Below are 17,899 nucleotides of genomic sequence, written 5' to 3' on the forward strand. Positions count from 1 at the left end.
AGAGAAATATGACATCAAAAGTTTCATTAGATAAAAATAAAATCAAATTTGTGTTGTTGGAGGGCGTTCACCAAAGCGCCTTAGATACGTTACACGACGCGGGTTACACCAACATTGATTACTACAAAAAAGCATTGGACGGCGATGAACTCAAAGAAGCCATCAAAGATGCCCACTTTATCGGCCTACGCTCCCGTACGCATTTAACCGAAGAAATGATTGCGGCCGCACCGAAATTGATCGCTATCGGCTGTTTCTGTATCGGCACCAACCAAGTGGATTTAAATGCAGCAAAAGCCCGCGGTATTCCTGTCTTTAACGCACCGTTCTCCAACACCCGTTCTGTAGCAGAATTAGTGTTAGGTGAAATCCTATTATTAATGCGTAACATTCCCCAAGCCAATGCAGAAGTGCACCGTGGTTTATGGAATAAGTCAGCTGTGGGTTCACACGAAGTACGTGGCAAAAAATTAGGGATCGTGGGTTACGGTCATATCGGTTCACAACTGAGTATTATTGCTGAATCCTTGGGCATGGATGTGCATTTCTACGACATTGAAAACAAACTTCCTCTTGGCAACGCCAAACAAGTGCGTAGTTTGGAAGAATTGCTCGGTTCTTGCGATGTCATTTCCCTGCATGTTCCTGATTTACCATCTACTCGTAACTTAATCAGCGCAGAACGTATTGCCCAATTAAAACAAGATGCCATTTTGATTAACGCAGCACGCGGCACCGTCGTGGACATTGATGCATTAGCCAAGGCGCTAGAAGAAGGCAAATTGCGTGGTGCGGCAATCGACGTATTCCCGAAAGAACCGGCCTCCATTAACGAAGAATTTGTTTCACCATTGCGCAAATTCGATAATGTGATCTTAACGCCGCACATCGGGGGTTCTACGGCTGAAGCACAAGAAAATATCGGATTCGAAGTCGCCGGTAAATTTGTGAAATATTCCGACAACGGCTCAACCTTGTCTTCCGTCAACTTCCCTGAAGTCTCTCTACCGGAACACGAAGGCTCCAAACGCTTGTTGCACATTCATGAAAACCGTCCGGGTATTTTGACAAAAATCAACCAAATTTTCGTTGAAGCCAATGTCAATATCGCGGCGCAATATTTACAGACCGATCCGAAAATCGGCTATGTGGTGATCGATGTGGAAACCGACAATTCCGCACCATTGATCGATAAATTGCGTCATATTGAGGGCACAATTCGCACGCGGATCTTGTTTTAACGAGAAAATAACAATCCGCACATAAAACGTGCGGTTTTTAGACTCCCCTATAAGGGACTATACTTCACAAGCCCCTCAAGGGGCTTGTGAAAACCGGTCACCGTGTTTATTTTCATATCACTATTTTAGTGAATCGTAGCGTGCAACTTGTTGCACGAAATCATGAATGCCCAAAAGGGTTAAATAACGTTCCGTGCGTAATTTGGTCGTGCATCAAGATGCACGCTACGAACGAAATCACGAATTACACATCGAGGTTAATGTTAATCATTTGTGCAATAAAAGCCTTTCATTAGAAAGGCTTTTATATTAAGAAAAATGAATAAAGTCGGTTGGCTTATGTGTTATTCCGACTCTATCGCATTCAGCGGAAAATTCGGTGGCAATTGCGGACTGGCCTCATCCTCCCCCATGGGATCAATTTCCGGTTGCGTTTTAAACGCTTCCGGTGAAACATTTCCTTTTTCCTTACCCAATAATTGGGGCTGTAATTTGACGAAGTTACTCTGTGGTGACAACCAAATATTGATCAGCATTTGGCTGAATTCCGGTTCAAACTCATGATCTAAAACGGAATCATTCAAAATAAAATACCCTTTATCGGGTAGCGCAATATAACGCAATATCGCATTTGGAGAGAAGTCCGGGAAAATAGCCTGCATGTCTTTTAGCCACAAATCCGTTTTGGCTTTATCCGCTTTTAGAAATTCCATTTCTTTAATTAAGCTAATCGCAAAATTTTTTCCTTCAACGGGCTTTTCATATTTGAAAGAAAGCATGATAGGTAATTGGTTTTCCTGATATGCACCGTCTTCGGTCGCCAAATCAATGGAATAAACCAAGAACGGCCCCCAGTTATAGTCGGCAGTGCCCACATTGACCCAATGGGCAGAAAGTGCGGTCGGTATTAAACCTAAAATAAACAGCAGCGATTTTAATTTCATAAACAATCCGTCATAAAAATTTATGTGGACGATTATAGCAAAAAAGACGGGAAATTGATCCCGTCTTCTTTACTCATAGCTTAATTTAACGCATCACGTTATTTTAAGCTGCCCACCATATCTTCCGGACGCACCCATTTGTCGAAATCTTCCGCAGAAACCAAGCCAAGATTAATGGCTTCTTCGCGTAAGGTAGTACCGTTTTTGTGTGCTGTTTTCGCAATTTTCGCCGCATTTTCATAACCGATATGGGTATTAAGTGCGGTGACCAACATCAATGAATTTTCAAGTTGTTGTTTAATGCGTGGGTAGTTCGGTTCGATACCGGTTGCGCAGTGTTCATCGAAAGAAACACAGGCATCTGCCAATAATTGGGCGGATTGTAAGAAGTTGGCAATCATTACCGGATTGAACACGTTCAATTGGAAGTGACCTTGAGAACCGACGAACGCGATGGTGGTGTCGTTACCAAACACTTGTGCGCAAACCATGGTCATGGCTTCGCATTGGGTTGGGTTAACTTTACCCGGCATGATGGAAGAACCCGGTTCATTTTCCGGAATTAAGATTTCACCGATACCGGAACGTGGGCCGGATGCCAATAAACGGATATCATTAGCAATTTTGAACAAGCTCATAGCAAGTTGACGTAACGCACCGTGAGTTTCCACGATAGCATCATGCGCTGCTAATGCTTCAAATTTGTTTTCTGCGGTAATGAACGGAAGACCGGTGAATTTAGCAATGTATTCTGCCACTTTCACATCATAGCCTTTCGGTGTGTTCAAACCTGTACCTACAGCTGTGCCACCAAGGGCTAATTGGCGTAAGTGCGGTAGGGTATTTTTCAATGCAAGTAAACCAAAGTGTAATTGCGCCGCATAAGCAGAGAATTCTTGACCTAATGTTAATGGGGTTGCATCCATTAAGTGCGTACGGCCGATTTTCACCACATCTTTAAAGGCTTCAGATTTTGCTGCAAAGGTTTTTTGTAAACGTTCTACGGCAGGAATAGTGGTTTCGACAACTTTTTTGTATGCGGCAATGTGCATTGCGGTTGGGAAGGTATCGTTGGAAGATTGGGATTTGTTCACATCATCATTCGGGTGAATAATGGATTTTTCGCCCAATTTGCCACCGTGTAAAACGTGCGCACGGTTTGCCACCACTTCATTCACGTTCATGTTGGATTGCGTACCGGAACCGGTTTGCCAAATCACCAACGGGAATTGATCGTCTAATTTGCCTGCTAAAATTTCATCACAAGCTTGCGCAATTAAATCCCGTTTTTCCACAGGCAACACGCCTAAATCATGGTTAGCGAATGCTGCCGCTTTTTTCAAATAACCAAAGGCTTCGATGACTTCATGTGGCATAGATGCCGCAGGACCGATTTTGAAATTATTGCGGGAACGTTCGGTTTGAGCCGCCCAGTATTTGTCTGCCGGAACTTGAACTTCGCCCATGGTATCTTTTTCAATACGAAATTCCATTTTGATTACCTCATAATGATTATTAACAGGAACAAGAGGATTCTAACATTGACAATCTCTTCAATGAACTGAAATTACAAACAGAAAATCGGTTTTGTGACCTAGATCATAAAGTGCGGTGAGTTTGTAAAACGTTTTGAAAATTAACATTTTCTATTTAAGCTGATTTCCGCTAAAATCTCAGCTTGCATCTCTGTTGAGGTATGTTTTTATGGCGCAATCAGCACAATTTTATTTACTCCATGACATGGCGTCCCAAAGTGGGTTGTCTGCTCAAGAACAGTTGGCGTGCAATCTTGCCGCGGCGGCATGGCGTTTGGGGAAACGGGTGCTCATTAGCTGTGAAACACAGGAACAGGCATTGCTATTAGATGAAGCCTTATGGCAGCGAGATCCTGATGAATTTGTCCCGCATAATCTCTTTGGTGAAATAACAACCTACGCAACACCCATTGAAATTAGCTGGTCATCAAAGCGTAACGCTCAACGAAGAGATTTACTGATTAATTTGCAACAAGTACTGCCTGAATTTTTTGGCACCTTTAATCAAATTATTGATTTTGTGCCCGCAGAAGAACAAGCCAAAAAACTTGCTCGGGAGCGTTATAAATTCTTGCGAACCCAAGGTTGGCAGCTTTCGACAGAAAACGCTGCCTAATCTTGACTCATTATTTTATATGGAGCCTAAAACATGAAAAAATCAATTCTCGCTTTATTTATTGCCTGCTCAACGTTCTTATTCACCGCTTGTGATGATCCTAAGCCACAGGTCGTACAGGAAGAAGCCAAAGCCTCAGAACCTGCCGAACCAACAAAAGAAATGCCGGCACAAAGCCCTGAAGCAACATCTCCTACCGCAACAGAAACCGCACCTGCCGCTGCCACAGAAATGCCGGCACAGCCTAATACAAATATGGCTGAACCTGCACCACAAGAAAATGCAACAGCAACAGCCCCTGCGACAACAGAAGAGCCTGCGTCAGCGAATGCGGCAGCACAAGCTACCCAAGCGGCACAACCTAAAAATGCGACTGCCGCACCGGCAAGTGTTAAAGCCACAAATAAACAAGCCGCACACAAACAAGAATTAGCGCGCGTATTAAGCATGTTAGAAAAACAATACACGCAAGTTCGCTGTGTGAATGATATTAAAGATGACAGCGGAAAGATTAAAATGGATTCCTATTGCCGCCAAGAAGAAGAACGTCTGATTCGAGAAATGCAACGCGTAAAACGCGAATTGGCAAAATAAAAGATTGCCGGCATTAATCTATAGCACAAACCTCATCTTAAAAGATGGGGTTTTGTTGCAAAAATACCTAAAAATCCGACCGCACTTTCAGAAATAAAATGCAACCAAACGACATCACTTTTTACCAACGCTTTGAAGCCGACATCCTCGCCGGGCGTAAAACCATCACCATTCGAGATAAATCGGAAAGCCATTTTAAAGCGGGTGATATTTTACGTGTTGGTCGCTTTGAAGATAATCAATATTTCTGCACGATTAAAGTGCTAAGTGTTTCACCGATTACTCTGGATGAACTGACGGAACAGCATGCGAAGCAGGAAAATATGGGGTTGGAGGAATTGCGAGAAGTGATTAAAGTAATTTATCCGAATGAGAGTCTATTTTATGTAATCAAATTTAATTTGGCATGATGAAAGGATATGTTATGAATAAAATTGAATCAACAATAAAACAAGTTCTTGATAATGGTGATCTTATTATTAACAAAATAGATAAGAATCAATCAAGAGACTTTTTATGCAAAAAGTCCTCTTATGCTGAAACTCTACTTGAGAAAGAAATAAAATCTTTAGCAGAAGGCTCATTAGTTAGATTTATCCCTAATATTAAAGAAAAAGGCGCTTTTGCTAATAATATAGAACTTGCTGAGAAACACTTAGAATCAACAATAAAGAAGATACTAGACAATGGTGACTTTATAATTAATAAAGTTAATGAGAAACAAGAAAATGATTTCTTTTGTAAGAAAAATTCGTATAAACATTCATTATCAGCAGATGATGTTAATGGATTAAAAGAAGGAGATTCTGTTAGTTTTATTCCTAAATTTGTTAATGATAAATGCTTTGCTAACGAATTAAAATTGATTAAAAAAAACGAGATTAAAGATAGTTTTATAAAAGAAGAATTAGACACAAAAATACTAACTGAGATATTTTTTACTAATTTAGAATCAAGTTTAGAAAAAATTTATAGAGGATCTGATTTCGAGGATTTTACCTTCTTTATATTAAAATCTCTAGGAATTCCAGAGATTTATGCTGTCCCAAGGAATAATTCAGGGGGAAGAGCCGATGGTATATTTAAAGTATCAAGCGTATCAACAAATGGGCATAGATTAGAAGTTATTTATGATTGTACTTTAAAACCTACATCTGTGTGGGAACAAGAAAAAATGACTCAAATTAATAATTATGAGTCTCAAATAATAAGAAGTTCTACAAATATTAACTATAATTTTGGTTCTACATATAGTGGAAAAATAGTAAAGCAAACTATTTCATTCAATGATAATGCAGATAAACAAATTTGGATTATAACTAAAGGGGAAACGAGACTAATAGAAGATAAACAGTCTCCAGATATTTTAATCAAAGAAATTAGTATTTATGATTTAATGAAGATCATGAAAGAACGATATCTAGATTCAGCTTTCGTTAAGTCTGATGAGATAGCTGATAATTTAAGAAATTTAGGTTCGAAATTAACAAAATAGAGAAAACAATGACACAAAAATTCGAAATGGCAGACCGTTTTAATCCGTCTGCGGTAGAACAAGCCCTTTATCAACATTGGGAAGAGAGCGGTTATTTTAAACCGTCTGAAAATGAAAATGCACCGAGCTATTGCATTGCGATTCCGCCACCGAACGTCACAGGTTCCCTGCACATGGGGCACGCTTTCCAACAAACCTTAATGGATACTTTAATCCGTTTTAACCGTATGGAAGGGCATAACACGTTATGGCAAGCGGGGACAGACCATGCGGGTATTGCAACCCAAATGGTGGTGGAACGTAAAATTGCCGCTGAAGAAGGCAAAACTCGCCACGATTATGGTCGTGAAGCGTTCATCAACAAAATCTGGGATTGGAAAGCCTATTCAGGCGGCACAATCAGCCAACAAATGCGCCGTTTAGGCAACTCTATCGACTGGGAACGTGAGCGTTTTACCATGGACGAGGGTTTATCCAACGCGGTAAAAGAAGTGTTTGTTCGCTTGCATGAAGAAGGTTTGATTTACCGTGGCAAACGCTTGGTAAACTGGGATCCAAAACTTCACACTGCGATTTCTGATTTAGAAGTAGAAAACAAAGAGAGCAAAGGTTCCCTTTGGCATTTCCGTTATCCGTTAGCCAACGGCGCTAAAACCGCCGATGGTAAAGAGTATTTAGTCGTAGCAACCACGCGTCCGGAAACCATGTTGGGCGATACGGCGGTGGCGGTGCATCCGGAAGATGAGCGTTATCAATCTTTAATCGGTAAAACCGTGGTTCTACCGTTGGCAAACCGTGAAATTCCGATTATTGCCGATGACTATGTGGATCGTGAATTCGGTACCGGTGTGGTGAAAATCACCCCTGCCCATGACTTTAACGACTACGAAGTGGGTGATCGTCATAAATTGCCAATGGTTAATATCTTTACTCTAAATGCCCATATTCGTAATGAGGCAGAAGTTTTAACTTATCAAGAAAAACCAAAAGAAAATGTAACTTATTCGAATGGTGAAAAAATATATAGTTCACCAAGTTTTTACGCTGTCAGTTCCTCTGAAGGATATGTTATCCCAGCCGATTATCGTGGCTTAGAGCGTTTCGCTGCACGTAAGAAAATCGTGGCAGATTTTGAAGCGCTGGGGTTATTAGACGAAATCAAACCGCACGATTTGAAAGTGCCTTATGGCGACCGTGGTGGTGTGCCGATTGAGCCGATGTTAACCGATCAATGGTATGTGAACGTGAAACCGCTTGCTGATGTGGCGATTAAAGCGGTGGAAGACGGCGAAATCCAATTCGTGCCGAAACAATATGAAAACCTTTACTTCTCTTGGATGCGTGATATTCAAGATTGGTGTATTTCTCGCCAACTTTGGTGGGGACACCGCATTCCGGCGTGGTATGACGCGAAAGGCAATATTTATGTCGCGCGCAGTGAGGCGGAAGTGCGGTCGAAATATCAGTTAAATCCTAATGTGGCGCTCAAACAAGATGAAGACGTGTTAGACACGTGGTTCTCCTCAGGCTTGTGGACGTTCTCCACTTTAGGTTGGCCGGAGCAAACCAAAGAACTCAAAATGTTCCACCCAACGGATGTATTAATCACAGGCTTCGATATCATCTTCTTCTGGGTTGCGCGTATGATTATGTTTACGATGCACTTTGTGAAAGATGAAAACGGCAAACCGCAAGTACCATTCAAAACCGTGTACGTGACCGGCTTAATCCGCGATGAACAAGGCCAAAAAATGTCGAAATCGAAGGGTAACGTGCTTGATCCAATCGATATGATTGACGGCATCAGCCTTGAAGATTTACTTGAAAAACGCACCGGCAACATGATGCAACCGCAATTAGCAGAGAAAATTGCCAAAGCAACCCGCAAAGAGTTTGCTGAGGGTATTGCTGCTCACGGTACAGACGCATTGCGATTCACACTAGCCGCATTGGCTTCAAACGGTCGTGATATCAACTGGGATATGAAACGCTTAGAAGGTTACCGCAACTTCTGTAATAAATTGTGGAATGCAAGCCGCTTCGTGCTCACCAATGACAAATTAGATTTAAGCCAAGGGGAAATTGAATTCTCCGTGGCAGACCGCTGGATTCAATCCGAATTCAATCGCACAGTAGAAGCTTTCCGCAGCGCATTAAGCCAATACCGTTTCGACCTTTGTGCCAATGCGATTTATGAATTCACTTGGAACCAATTCTGTGACTGGTATTTGGAACTCACCAAACCGGTATTTGCAAACGGCAACGCAGCGCAAATTCGTGCAGCAAGCCAAACCTTAGTTCATGTGTTGGAAAAATTGTTGCGTTTAGCACACCCGCTCATGCCATTTATTACCGAAGAAATTTGGCAAAAAGTGAAAGGTTTTATGGGGATTACTGCCGATAGCATCATGTTGCAACCTTTCCCGCGTGTGGAAGAAAACGCGTTTGATGCCGAGTCTGAAACAGAGATCAATTGGCTCAAAGACGTGATTGTTGCCGTGCGTAACATTCGCGCAGAGAGCAACATTGCACCAAGCAAAGGCCTCGATCTGTTATTCCGTAATATTCCAGCCGATGAGCAAAAAATACTGGAAAAACAGACCGCACTTTTACAAGCCATGGCGAAATTAGACAACGTCAGCGTGCTTAAAGAGGGCGAACAAGCACCGTTGGCTGTGGCGAAGTTAGTCGGCAATACCGAAATCCTCGTGCCGATGGCAGGTTTCATCAACAAAGAAGCCGAGCTTACCCGTTTAACCAAAGAGATTGAAAAATATCAAAACGAAGTTAAACGCATTGAAAGCAAACTCAGCAATGAAGCCTTCGTCGCCAAAGCTCCGGAAGCGGTTATTGCCAAAGAACGCGAAAAACAAGCCGAATACCAATCCGGATTAGAAAAAATTCGTGAACAGTATAAGGCGATTGAAGCGTTGTAATTGAATATAAAAAGTAGGCATCATGCCTACTTTTTTTCAAGAAAAACAAAAAGAGAAGAATGGACTGTTGCCACTTAGCTACACTATTTTCATTCTCTCAAGCCTAATGAGGTATCAAAACAATGAATACCGGCTTTTATTGCTAAATAAAAAATTGTGCAAAAATCTCTGGTAAATGTGCTGTTAACGCATTTTTCCCCGCAATCTCTTCGTTTTCCCACGCCTTCAATAGCACTTCAGGGGTAAACACGTTTGCCGCCTGCTCTGCTAACGGTATGTAACTCATATGCCAAGGCTCACGCCCGATTTTTTTCTCTGCCGGCATTTGCATAAAAGGCAAACTAAAATCAAAGTGCGGTAGATTTTCGGTGAGAAATTCACTCAGTTCAAAGAAATAACCGCCTTTTTCATATTCCCAAGGCTCAAGCTGTAAGGATTGACCTTGAGGCAAAAGATCGGGAGCGAAAATATCAATTTCTGTGCCCCAATGGTGACGACTCGCTCCTGGTAGTGCCGACCAACGTAAAATAGCTCGCGCTTTTTGCCAATCGTCCAAGTGGGTCAAATCCAACGCATTGCCTGCATCATCGTGCACTTTGCGTTCACCGTTAAATTTACCGTTCCAAATCAGTTGTTGGCGCGCAAAATCACGAAAGCTGCTGGCAGGTTGTAAATTAAAGCCATGTTTGACCGCACTTTGTTGCAGCCCTTGAAAGGCGTTCATTGCCTGCGCCTGCAAAAAATGATGAGGAGAATGTGGTGTTGGCAAATTCACCAAATGTTCCCGCGATTTGCCGGTCAACATGTCAGGGGTTAATTTCATCTTATTTATCCAATAAATTGACTAACATTTGATGATAAATCTGACCGCACTTGGCGAGATCATCTACGCTCACACACTCATTGACTTTATGAATGGTCGCGTTAAGCGGCCCAAATTCCACCACTTCCGCGCCCATCAACGCAATAAAGCGGCCGTCAGAGGTACCGCCACCGGTTTCCGCTTGTGGCGTAATGCCTGTGGTTTGTTCGATAGCGGCGGTTAACGCATCTAATAATTTACCCGGTTTGGTTAAAAACGGTTTGCCGGAAAGATTCCACTCAATGCGGTATTTCAATCCATGTTTTTCCAGCATTTCAGCGACTTTCTGTTTGATGATTTCATCGGTAACTTCCGTGCAATAACGCAAATTAAATTGCACATAAAGCTCGCCTGGGATCACGTTATTGCTGCCCGTACCGGCATGAATATTGGCGATTTGCAGACTGGTCGGTGGGAAAAATTCATTGCCGTTATCCCACTGATAGGTTGTCAGTTCTTGTAGGAATGGCGCCGCTTTGTGAATCGGATTTTCCGCCAAATGCGGATATGCCACATGGCCTTGAACGCCTTGAACATAGAGGTTGCCCGTAATCGAACCGCGACGACCATTTTTGACCACATCGCCCAAAGTTTTCGAACTGGACGGCTCGCCCACCATGCAATACGTGATTTTCTCACCGCGCGCCATTAAGGTTTCTACCACACGTACCGTGCCGTCTTTCGCTGCGGCTTCCTCATCGGAGGTAATCAACAAGGCAATCGTGCCCGCGTGGTTTGGATTGGCTTTCACATAGTCTTCCGCCGCCACGATCATCGCGGCTAATGAGCCTTTCATATCAGCAGCACCACGTCCGTAAAGCATATCATCTACAATTTCTGCAGAAAACGGCGGATACGTCCATTGGCTTTCATCCCCTTTTGGCACCACATCCGTATGTCCGGCAAAGGCAATCACTGGCTCACCAGCACCATGCTTTGCCCATAAATTTAAGGTGTCGTTGAAAGGCATCCATTCAATGTGGAAACCTAATTTTTTTAAACGTTCGGCAATCAGTTGCTGACAACCTTCGTCATTCGGGCTGATAGAGGGACGGCGGATTAACGCCTGCGCAAGAGAAATCACTTTTTCGTTCATAAAAACTCCTGAAAAAATCACCGCACTTTAGGCAAAAACAGCTTGATATTCTTTTTCATTAAAACCAATCAATGCCTTCCCCTCTTGCAAAATAATCGGGCGTTTAATCAGTGTAGGATTCTCGGCAAGCACGGAAAGTGCGGTGGCTTTTGACAACGTTTTTTTCACGTCCTCGTCAAGATTGCGCCAAGTTGTGCTACGTTTATTCACCAAATTTTCCCAACCGAATTGCGCTTCCGCTTGCTGTAAAAAAGCCGTATCTAAACCCTCCACTCGATAATCATGGAGTTTGTGTTCGATGTTGTGATCCGCGAGCCATTTCAATGCTTTCTTCACGGTATCGCAGTTTTTAATGCCGTAAACGGTAATCATGTTTTTCTCTACTTAATATTTTGTTTTAACAAGGTTATTAATTCTTTTAAGCTATCCAATTCATTTTCTTTTTGCTTTAACAGATCATCTTTATGCTTCAATTCTAGTTTTAACTTTTCAATTTCAAACTCAGCAGACTGACTACCGTAGTAATTATTACGAAAATGATTTTGGTTATTCTCACCACCAACCAAAATAACTCCATTATCATTAGGAGAGACCAAATCAATTAAATCAATTTGAAGAACTGCGGCAATCTGTTTCAATTTATGTAAACTTAAATTAGTTTCTCCTCGTTCAATCTTTGCATATCCTGTTACAGACATATTCATTCTTTCAGCCATTTCCTCTTGAGACCATTGATTTAATTCTCGAAATAATCTTACTTTTTCATTAACGCCCATATTTCTCTCCTATCATTTTGTCAAGTAACAAATTGTATAGAATGCTACAACAATCACAATCTTTCCTATAAAACTCAGTTACTTATAATTTTTTACGAATAATGCCTAGAGTGATTTTAACCGAAACACTGACTTATGTCGTGCATTATTCATACATTTAGGTTAATTAATTCTTGGAGTATATATGAAAAAAATTGCAATGATTTTATTAGCAACTTTTGCTTTAGGCACATTTTCTTCTTTTGCTAACGCAGGAAGATGTGATCATAGTTGGCAGTACGCCAAAGATGGTTCTGCCTGTGGAGATCGCGCCGCTGATCGCCGTCCAGGTGGAAGATAAACAAAGGAACCGTTTACATTTTTCTTACTTACAATTAACTAAGAATATTGTAAACCCACTTATGGAAATGCCTTAGCAATTACGCTAAGGCATTTTTTCATTATTAAACTAACAACTTATTAACGCGCTTAATAAACGCCGCCGGATTTTCTAATGAACCGCGCTCCGCAAGCATGGCTTGCTCTAGCAACAATTCCACCCAATCGGCAAATTCCGCTTCATCGGCAATGTCAGCCACTTTTTTCACCAAGTGATGTTCCGGATTGAGTTCAAATGTGTATTTCACTTCCGGCACCGGTTGGCCAGCGGCGGAAAAAAGTTTTGCCATTTGCGTGGTCATTTGGTCATTACCGGTAGAAACCACTGCCGGTGTATCCGTTAAGCGATGAGTTAAACGGACCTCTTTCACGCGTTCGCCCAGCAAGATTTTTACACGCTCAATAAAACTATCAAAGGCTTTATCTTGTTCTTTTTGCGCTTCGGTTTCTTCTTTATCTGCCAAATCGCCTAAATCCAAATCCGCTTTTGTGATGGTTTGGAGCGGTTTGCCATCAAATTCCGTTAAGTAGCTTAACATCCATTCATCAATACGATCGGAAAGCAATAAGACTTCAATGCCTTTTTTGTTGAACAACTCCAAGTGAGGGCTATTTTTCGCCGCCACATAGCTGTCTGCCGTAATGTAATAGATGGCTTTTTGCCCTTCTTTCATGCGGGCAACGTAGTCTTCTAATGACACGGTTTGTTCACTGCTGTCGTTGTGGGTAGAGGCAAAACGCAATAATTTCGCAATGGTCTCTTTATTGCCAAAATCTTCCGCAGGGCCTTCTTTTAGCACTAAGCCAAATTCTTTCCAGAACTGCTGATATTTATCGGCATCCTCTTTCGCTAATTTTTCTAACATTTGCAACGAACGTTTGGTTAAGGCCTTACGTAACGCCGCCGTGGTTTTGTTGTCTTGCAAAATTTCACGGGATACATTTAACGGCAAGTCATTGCTGTCGATTAAACCACGCATGAACCGCAGATAATTCGGCATGAATTGCTCCGCATCATCCATGATAAACACGCGTTGTACATAAAGTTTCAAGCCGTGTTTATGTTCACGGTTAAATAAGTCCCAAGGCGCTTTCGACGGCACATAAAGCAAACTGGTATACTCTTGGTTGCCTTCCACTTTGTTGTGCGCCCACAATAACGGATCCGCAAAATCATGGCTTAAATGTTTATAAAACTCTTTGTATTCCTCATCGGAAATGTCGTTTTTAGAACGTGTCCAAAGAGCATCAGATTTATTGATTTTTTCCCATTTTTCACCGATTTCTTTGCCTTCGTCATCATATTCTTTGGTGAGCATTTCCACCGGCAAACCAATATGATCGGAATATTTACCGATAATTTCACGCAAACGCCAATCGTTTAAGAATTCTTTTTCGTCCTCACGTAAATGTAAAATCACGTCAGTGCCACGAGATTTTTTCTCAATATCCGCCACGGAATACTCGCCTTCCCCGGCAGATTCCCAAAGCACGCCTTTATCAGCCGGCTCGCCTGCTGCACGAGTTTTCACGGTGACTTTATCGGCAACGATAAAAGCAGAATAAAAGCCCACACCGAATTGACCGATAAGCTGACTGTCTTTCGCTTGATCTTGCCCAAGTGCGGTCAAAAATTCTTTTGTTCCGGACTTAGCAATCGTGCCCAAATGATCGATCACTTGTTCACGAGTCATCCCAATCCCGTTATCGCTGATGGTGAGTGTACCTTTATCCGCATCAAAACTGACGCGCACACGCAATTCGCCGTCACCTTCATATAAAGCCGGATTAGACAGGGCTTTGAAACGCAGTTTATCCGCCGCATCGGAGGCATTTGAAATCAGCTCGCGCAAGAAAATTTCTTTATTAGAATATAAAGAATGAATCATTAATTGGAGAAGTTGTTTGACTTCCGATTGGAAGCCACGGGTTTCTTGATTTGTACTCATATTCTTCCTACCTATGTTGAATTAATTAAAAACATTATGGATATAAGTGCGGAAGGTAAAATTTCAAGAGCTATAAAAAAGAAAAGTGCGGTGGAAAATGATGCTATTTTTAACGAATATCCTAATCCGAACCGTGATCTTCTCTTTTAATTACGCTGATATAATCCGTTGTTTTGAGAAATTAAATCCTGTAATTCCAGTTCCATCAGCTGAATCAACACCTGTTCTATCGGCATCTTTAAGTTTGTGGCGAGATCATCGACGCTTATCGGTGTATGTCCAATCGCTTGGTACAACGCAGGGTGTGCAGGAGGTTCAGCTGGAGGCGCGTATGTGTCAAGCGTCACTTTTGGCTTGTCTATTTCATGACTGAATAGCGGCGCCTGCTGATACGGTGTCGGGGAATGCAAAGACAAATTATCTAAAATATCGTGGATGTTTTCTACCAGCATGGCGCCTTGTTTGATGAGCTTGTGGCAACCATGACTAAATTCATTTTGAATATTGCCGGGGAGCGCAAAAATCTCTCTATTTTGTTCCAAGGCATAACGGGCGGTAATTAAGGAACCGCTTTTTTCCGTGGCTTCAATAATTAATGTGGCAATCGATAATCCGCTAATAATGCGGTTTCTTCGTGGAAAATTTTCCGCAATCGGCGGTTGTGATGGTAGAAATTCGGAGACTAATGCGCCCTGATATTCCAAAATTTGTTGCGCCAGTGTTCGATGTCGGGTCGGGTAAATTTTATCTAATCCGCTACCTAATACGGCAACGGTCGGGCGTTTTAAGGTTACTGCCGCTTGATGGCAGATGCCGTCAATCCCGAGTGCTAAACCACTGGTGATAGTTAAACCGTTGAGGGTTAATTCCGTTGCAAAATAGTTGGCCCAATACTCGCCATAGTGCGAACATTGGCGACTACCGACCATGGCAATTTGGGATTGGGCAAGGCTATCGACATTTCCTTTGACAAATAATATCGGTGGCGCGCTTTCGATTTGTTTTAGGAGATAAGGATAATCCGGCTCGAGGCAGGTTAACAGTCTGTTGCCCTCATCTTCCGCCCATTGTAATGCAGGTTCAATATAGCGTTGTTGCGGTTGAAACCAAGCGCGAATTTGTGCGGGCGACCAGCCAATTTGTGTGAAAGCGACTTCATCGTAATCCAGTAAATCCGTTATATCGATTTGACTAATGATTTTATTCACCGCCGACGGGCCGAATTTTGGGATCTGTAATAAACGTAATAATAATGCCGAAGGTGTTGTCATTTTTTGATCCTGTGACAAAAAATGACATCGTTAAAGAAATGCAAGGCTGTTGCTAGTTATACCTTTGAAATATGCGATCTCGATCGGATTTTTTCTATTTTGTTTGATGAATTTACCTTATAGCAAACGCTATCTGGCATCTGCTGAGAAACAAACCCATGCTCAGACCAAACAAAATATTGAGGCAATATCGAGCTTTCTTGATTCACAAAAAAGGCGAGATAAAAAGGCAGTTCATCGGTAAAACACAGCTGTCCACGGGGGCAATGGGCCGAGAAAATGTGTAAGGTTTCCGGCTGATGTGTAACTTCTGATAATTTGGCGATACCTACGCCTTGGGATTTCAACACGGCTTCGCGCAGGCACCAAATGCGGTAAAAGGCGGATTTGGGGTTAGTTTGTTGCTGAAACCAGTCGATTTCTTCCGTGCTTGCAAAATGTTCCAATAGGGCTAAATAAGGGCGTTCTTTGCTAGGCGATTCAATGTCGATTCCAACCGCACTTTTTTCACCTGATTGGCTGATATGCAAAATCACTGCCACCCAATCACCGGAATGGCTGATATTGAAATCGAAATCAGAAAAGGGAAATTGCGGTCGGTCAGTTTCTGTACGCGAAATTTGCGCTAAAAGTGCGGTCGGTTTTTCTGCTGTTTTGAGTAATTGCCACAGCAAGAAATGCGCTAAACGACGACATTGCCAACGTTGTTGCATACGCGGGTTGTTGTGGCTTAACGTCAGCAAATTTGCCGGAACAAGGTCGGCTGGAATGTCATGAAAGGGGAAGGGCGTGTGAATATTTCCCCAAGCGATTAGCGTTGTCATCGTGATAAGAAAAGTGCGGTTAAAATTCGTTGAATTTTGTCACCGCACTTTGTCGCCTTATTTCAATAAATAAGCTCTTAACTGCGCAAAATCGTTTTCCATTTCATCGGATAACAACGGCAGTTTGTTGTGTTTATCCAACGCTTCCGGTAACGGCAGCGTCAAATCCAAAATACGTTCGACGGATTCTTTAAATTTTGCCGGATGCGCAGTGCACAAGAATAAGCCGGTTTCGCCTGGTTGTAAATCCTGTTTTAACACTTCATAAGCCACTGCACCGTGTGGTTCGCACAAATAACCCAGTTGGTGCATGGCGCGTAAAGTGTCTTCTGTTTGTGCATCGGAAATCGCCGCAGAATGTAACTCAGTCAATGCCCAACCGTTACGTTTGAACAATTCTTCCACGCGAGGCCAGTTGTTCGGACGAGAAACGTCCATCGCATTAGAAAGCGTAGCAACAGTCGCATTTGGTGACCAGTTTCCGCTGTGTAAATAACGCGGCACGGTGTCGTTGGCGTTGGTGGCAGCGATAAAACGTTTAATCGGTAAGCCGAGGGTTTTGGCGATTAATCCGGCTGTGAGGTTGCCGAAGTTGCCGCTTGGCACGGAAACCACCAAGTTTTCACGTTGTTCTTTTGGTAATTGTGCTGCCGCTTCAAAGTAATAGCACACTTGCGCCAATAAACGGCTGATATTGATGGAGTTCGCCGAGTTTAAGCCGATGGCTTGGCGTAGTTCCGCATCATCAAAGGCTTGTTTGACTAAAGCTTGGCAGGCATCGAAATCGGCATTGATTGCGATGGTGCGAATATTGCCGCCGAGGGTACAGAAGAGTTTTTCTTGTAACGGGCTGATTTTACCTTTCGGGTATAAAATCACCACATCGATATTTTCTAAACCATAGAATGCATGGGCGACCGCCGCACCGGTGTCACCGGAGGTTGCCGTTAAAATCGTGATTTTGCCGTCACCGCGTACAGTCGCAAGGGCTTGTGCCATAAAGCGTCCGCCGAAGTCTTTAAAAGCAAGGGTCGGACCATGGAACAATTCCAATGCATAAATATTGTCTTCCACGTTGGCAACCGGTGCTGGGAAAGTGAAGGCGTTGCGCACCATTTGTTCAAGCTGCGCTTGAGGGATTTCCTCACCGATTAAGGCACCAAGGATTTTTTGACTGCGCTCAACTAGCGGCAATGCCAATAGCTCATCGATATTGCTTAAGTGGGGTATGTTTTCAGGGAAAAACAAGCCCTGATCTTTGCCTAACCCTTGGCGTACCGCTTGGGCAAAATTGACCTGTTCTTCGGGGTGTTTGATATTGTATAAATTCATGTGAAACCTGTTCTTTTGTTTGGCACCTTTAAGACAAAAGTGCGGTGATT

General features: G+C 42.6%; 17 protein-coding genes. 7 read left to right on the forward strand and 10 right to left on the reverse strand.

The features are described from left to right. Positions 1-8 precede the first annotated feature (8 nt). Positions 9-1,241, forward strand: a complete 1,233-nt coding sequence (serA, locus tag J5X96_RS08265; RefSeq protein ID WP_209362980.1) for a phosphoglycerate dehydrogenase — start codon at positions 9-11, stop codon at positions 1,239-1,241. Positions 1,242-1,585: 344 nt separating this feature from the next. On the opposite strand, the gene J5X96_RS08270 is transcribed toward serA, so the two are convergent. Together J5X96_RS08270 and fumC are read right to left on the reverse strand one after the other, a co-directional pair. Beyond that, the gene (locus tag J5X96_RS08270) at positions 1,586-2,185 is read right to left on the reverse strand and encodes a hypothetical protein (RefSeq protein WP_209362982.1); all 600 of its coding nucleotides are present in this window, start codon (positions 2,183-2,185) and stop codon (positions 1,586-1,588) included. Positions 2,186-2,283: 98 nt separating this feature from the next. Beyond that, a complete protein-coding gene (fumC, locus tag J5X96_RS08275; protein WP_209362984.1) occupies positions 2,284-3,678 on the reverse strand; it encodes a class II fumarate hydratase in 1,395 nt (464 codons plus the stop codon). Between the two features lie 211 nt (positions 3,679-3,889). Here fumC and J5X96_RS08280 point away from each other — a divergent pair, with 211 nt between their 5' ends. From J5X96_RS08280 to J5X96_RS08300, 5 genes are all read left to right on the forward strand, one after another. Further along, positions 3,890-4,336: a DNA polymerase III subunit chi gene (locus tag J5X96_RS08280; protein WP_209362986.1), complete on the forward strand. Its 447-nt coding sequence runs from the start codon at positions 3,890-3,892 to the stop codon at positions 4,334-4,336. Between the two features lie 33 nt (positions 4,337-4,369). Continuing rightward, a complete protein-coding gene (locus J5X96_RS08285) occupies positions 4,370-4,930 on the forward strand; it encodes a hypothetical protein (protein WP_209362988.1) in 561 nt (186 codons plus the stop codon). A gap of 98 nt (positions 4,931-5,028) precedes the next feature. After that, a complete protein-coding gene (gene yqfB, locus J5X96_RS08290) occupies positions 5,029-5,340 on the forward strand; it encodes a N(4)-acetylcytidine aminohydrolase (protein ID WP_209362990.1) in 312 nt (103 codons plus the stop codon). Between the two features lie 14 nt (positions 5,341-5,354). Next, positions 5,355-6,425, forward strand: a complete 1,071-nt coding sequence (locus tag J5X96_RS08295) for a hypothetical protein (protein ID WP_209362992.1) — start codon at positions 5,355-5,357, stop codon at positions 6,423-6,425. A gap of 8 nt (positions 6,426-6,433) precedes the next feature. Then, positions 6,434-9,361, forward strand: a complete 2,928-nt coding sequence (locus J5X96_RS08300; RefSeq protein WP_209362999.1) for a valine--tRNA ligase — start codon at positions 6,434-6,436, stop codon at positions 9,359-9,361. A gap of 142 nt (positions 9,362-9,503) precedes the next feature. Here J5X96_RS08300 and J5X96_RS08305 read toward each other — a convergent pair whose 3' ends face one another. From J5X96_RS08305 to J5X96_RS08320, 4 genes are read right to left on the reverse strand one after another with little or no spacing between them, the layout of a single operon-like run. After that, on the reverse strand, positions 9,504-10,184 hold the full coding sequence (locus tag J5X96_RS08305; RefSeq protein ID WP_209363001.1) for a M15 family metallopeptidase: 681 nt from the start codon (positions 10,182-10,184) through the stop codon (positions 9,504-9,506). Between the two features lies 1 nt (position 10,185). Further along, positions 10,186-11,319, reverse strand: a complete 1,134-nt coding sequence (gene dapE / locus J5X96_RS08310) for a succinyl-diaminopimelate desuccinylase (protein ID WP_209363003.1) — start codon at positions 11,317-11,319, stop codon at positions 10,186-10,188. A gap of 27 nt (positions 11,320-11,346) precedes the next feature. Then, positions 11,347-11,691 carry an ArsC family reductase gene (locus J5X96_RS08315; protein WP_209363005.1) on the reverse strand — a complete coding sequence of 115 codons (345 nt, stop codon included), beginning with the start codon at positions 11,689-11,691 and terminating at the stop codon, positions 11,347-11,349. A gap of 8 nt (positions 11,692-11,699) precedes the next feature. Continuing rightward, positions 11,700-12,095 carry a helix-turn-helix domain-containing protein gene (locus J5X96_RS08320; protein WP_209363007.1) on the reverse strand — a complete coding sequence of 132 codons (396 nt, stop codon included), beginning with the start codon at positions 12,093-12,095 and terminating at the stop codon, positions 11,700-11,702. Positions 12,096-12,279: 184 nt separating this feature from the next. On the opposite strand from J5X96_RS08320, the gene J5X96_RS08325 reads away from it, so the two are divergent. Further along, complete coding sequence (locus J5X96_RS08325) at positions 12,280-12,435, forward strand: hypothetical protein (RefSeq protein ID WP_209363009.1); 156 nt, start codon at positions 12,280-12,282, stop codon at positions 12,433-12,435. Between the two features lie 103 nt (positions 12,436-12,538). Here J5X96_RS08325 and htpG read toward each other — a convergent pair whose 3' ends face one another. The 4 genes from htpG to thrC form a co-directional block, all read right to left on the reverse strand. Continuing rightward, positions 12,539-14,422 (reverse strand): molecular chaperone HtpG, encoded by a 1,884-nt coding sequence (gene htpG / locus J5X96_RS08330; RefSeq protein ID WP_209363017.1) that lies wholly within the window; start codon positions 14,420-14,422, stop codon positions 12,539-12,541. A gap of 146 nt (positions 14,423-14,568) precedes the next feature. Then, positions 14,569-15,693, reverse strand: coding sequence for a DNA-processing protein DprA (gene dprA, locus J5X96_RS08335; RefSeq protein WP_209363019.1), 1,125 nt, complete (start codon positions 15,691-15,693; stop codon positions 14,569-14,571). A 56-nt stretch (positions 15,694-15,749) separates the two neighbouring features. Then, positions 15,750-16,517, reverse strand: coding sequence for a 4'-phosphopantetheinyl transferase superfamily protein (locus J5X96_RS08340; RefSeq protein ID WP_209363021.1), 768 nt, complete (start codon positions 16,515-16,517; stop codon positions 15,750-15,752). A 57-nt stretch (positions 16,518-16,574) separates the two neighbouring features. After that, the gene (gene thrC / locus J5X96_RS08345; protein ID WP_209363023.1) at positions 16,575-17,849 is read right to left on the reverse strand and encodes a threonine synthase; all 1,275 of its coding nucleotides are present in this window, start codon (positions 17,847-17,849) and stop codon (positions 16,575-16,577) included. Positions 17,850-17,899 lie beyond the last annotated feature (50 nt).

Source organism: Aggregatibacter sp. 2125159857 (assembly GCF_017798005.1).
Classification (GTDB): Bacteria; Pseudomonadota; Gammaproteobacteria; order Enterobacterales; family Pasteurellaceae; genus Aggregatibacter.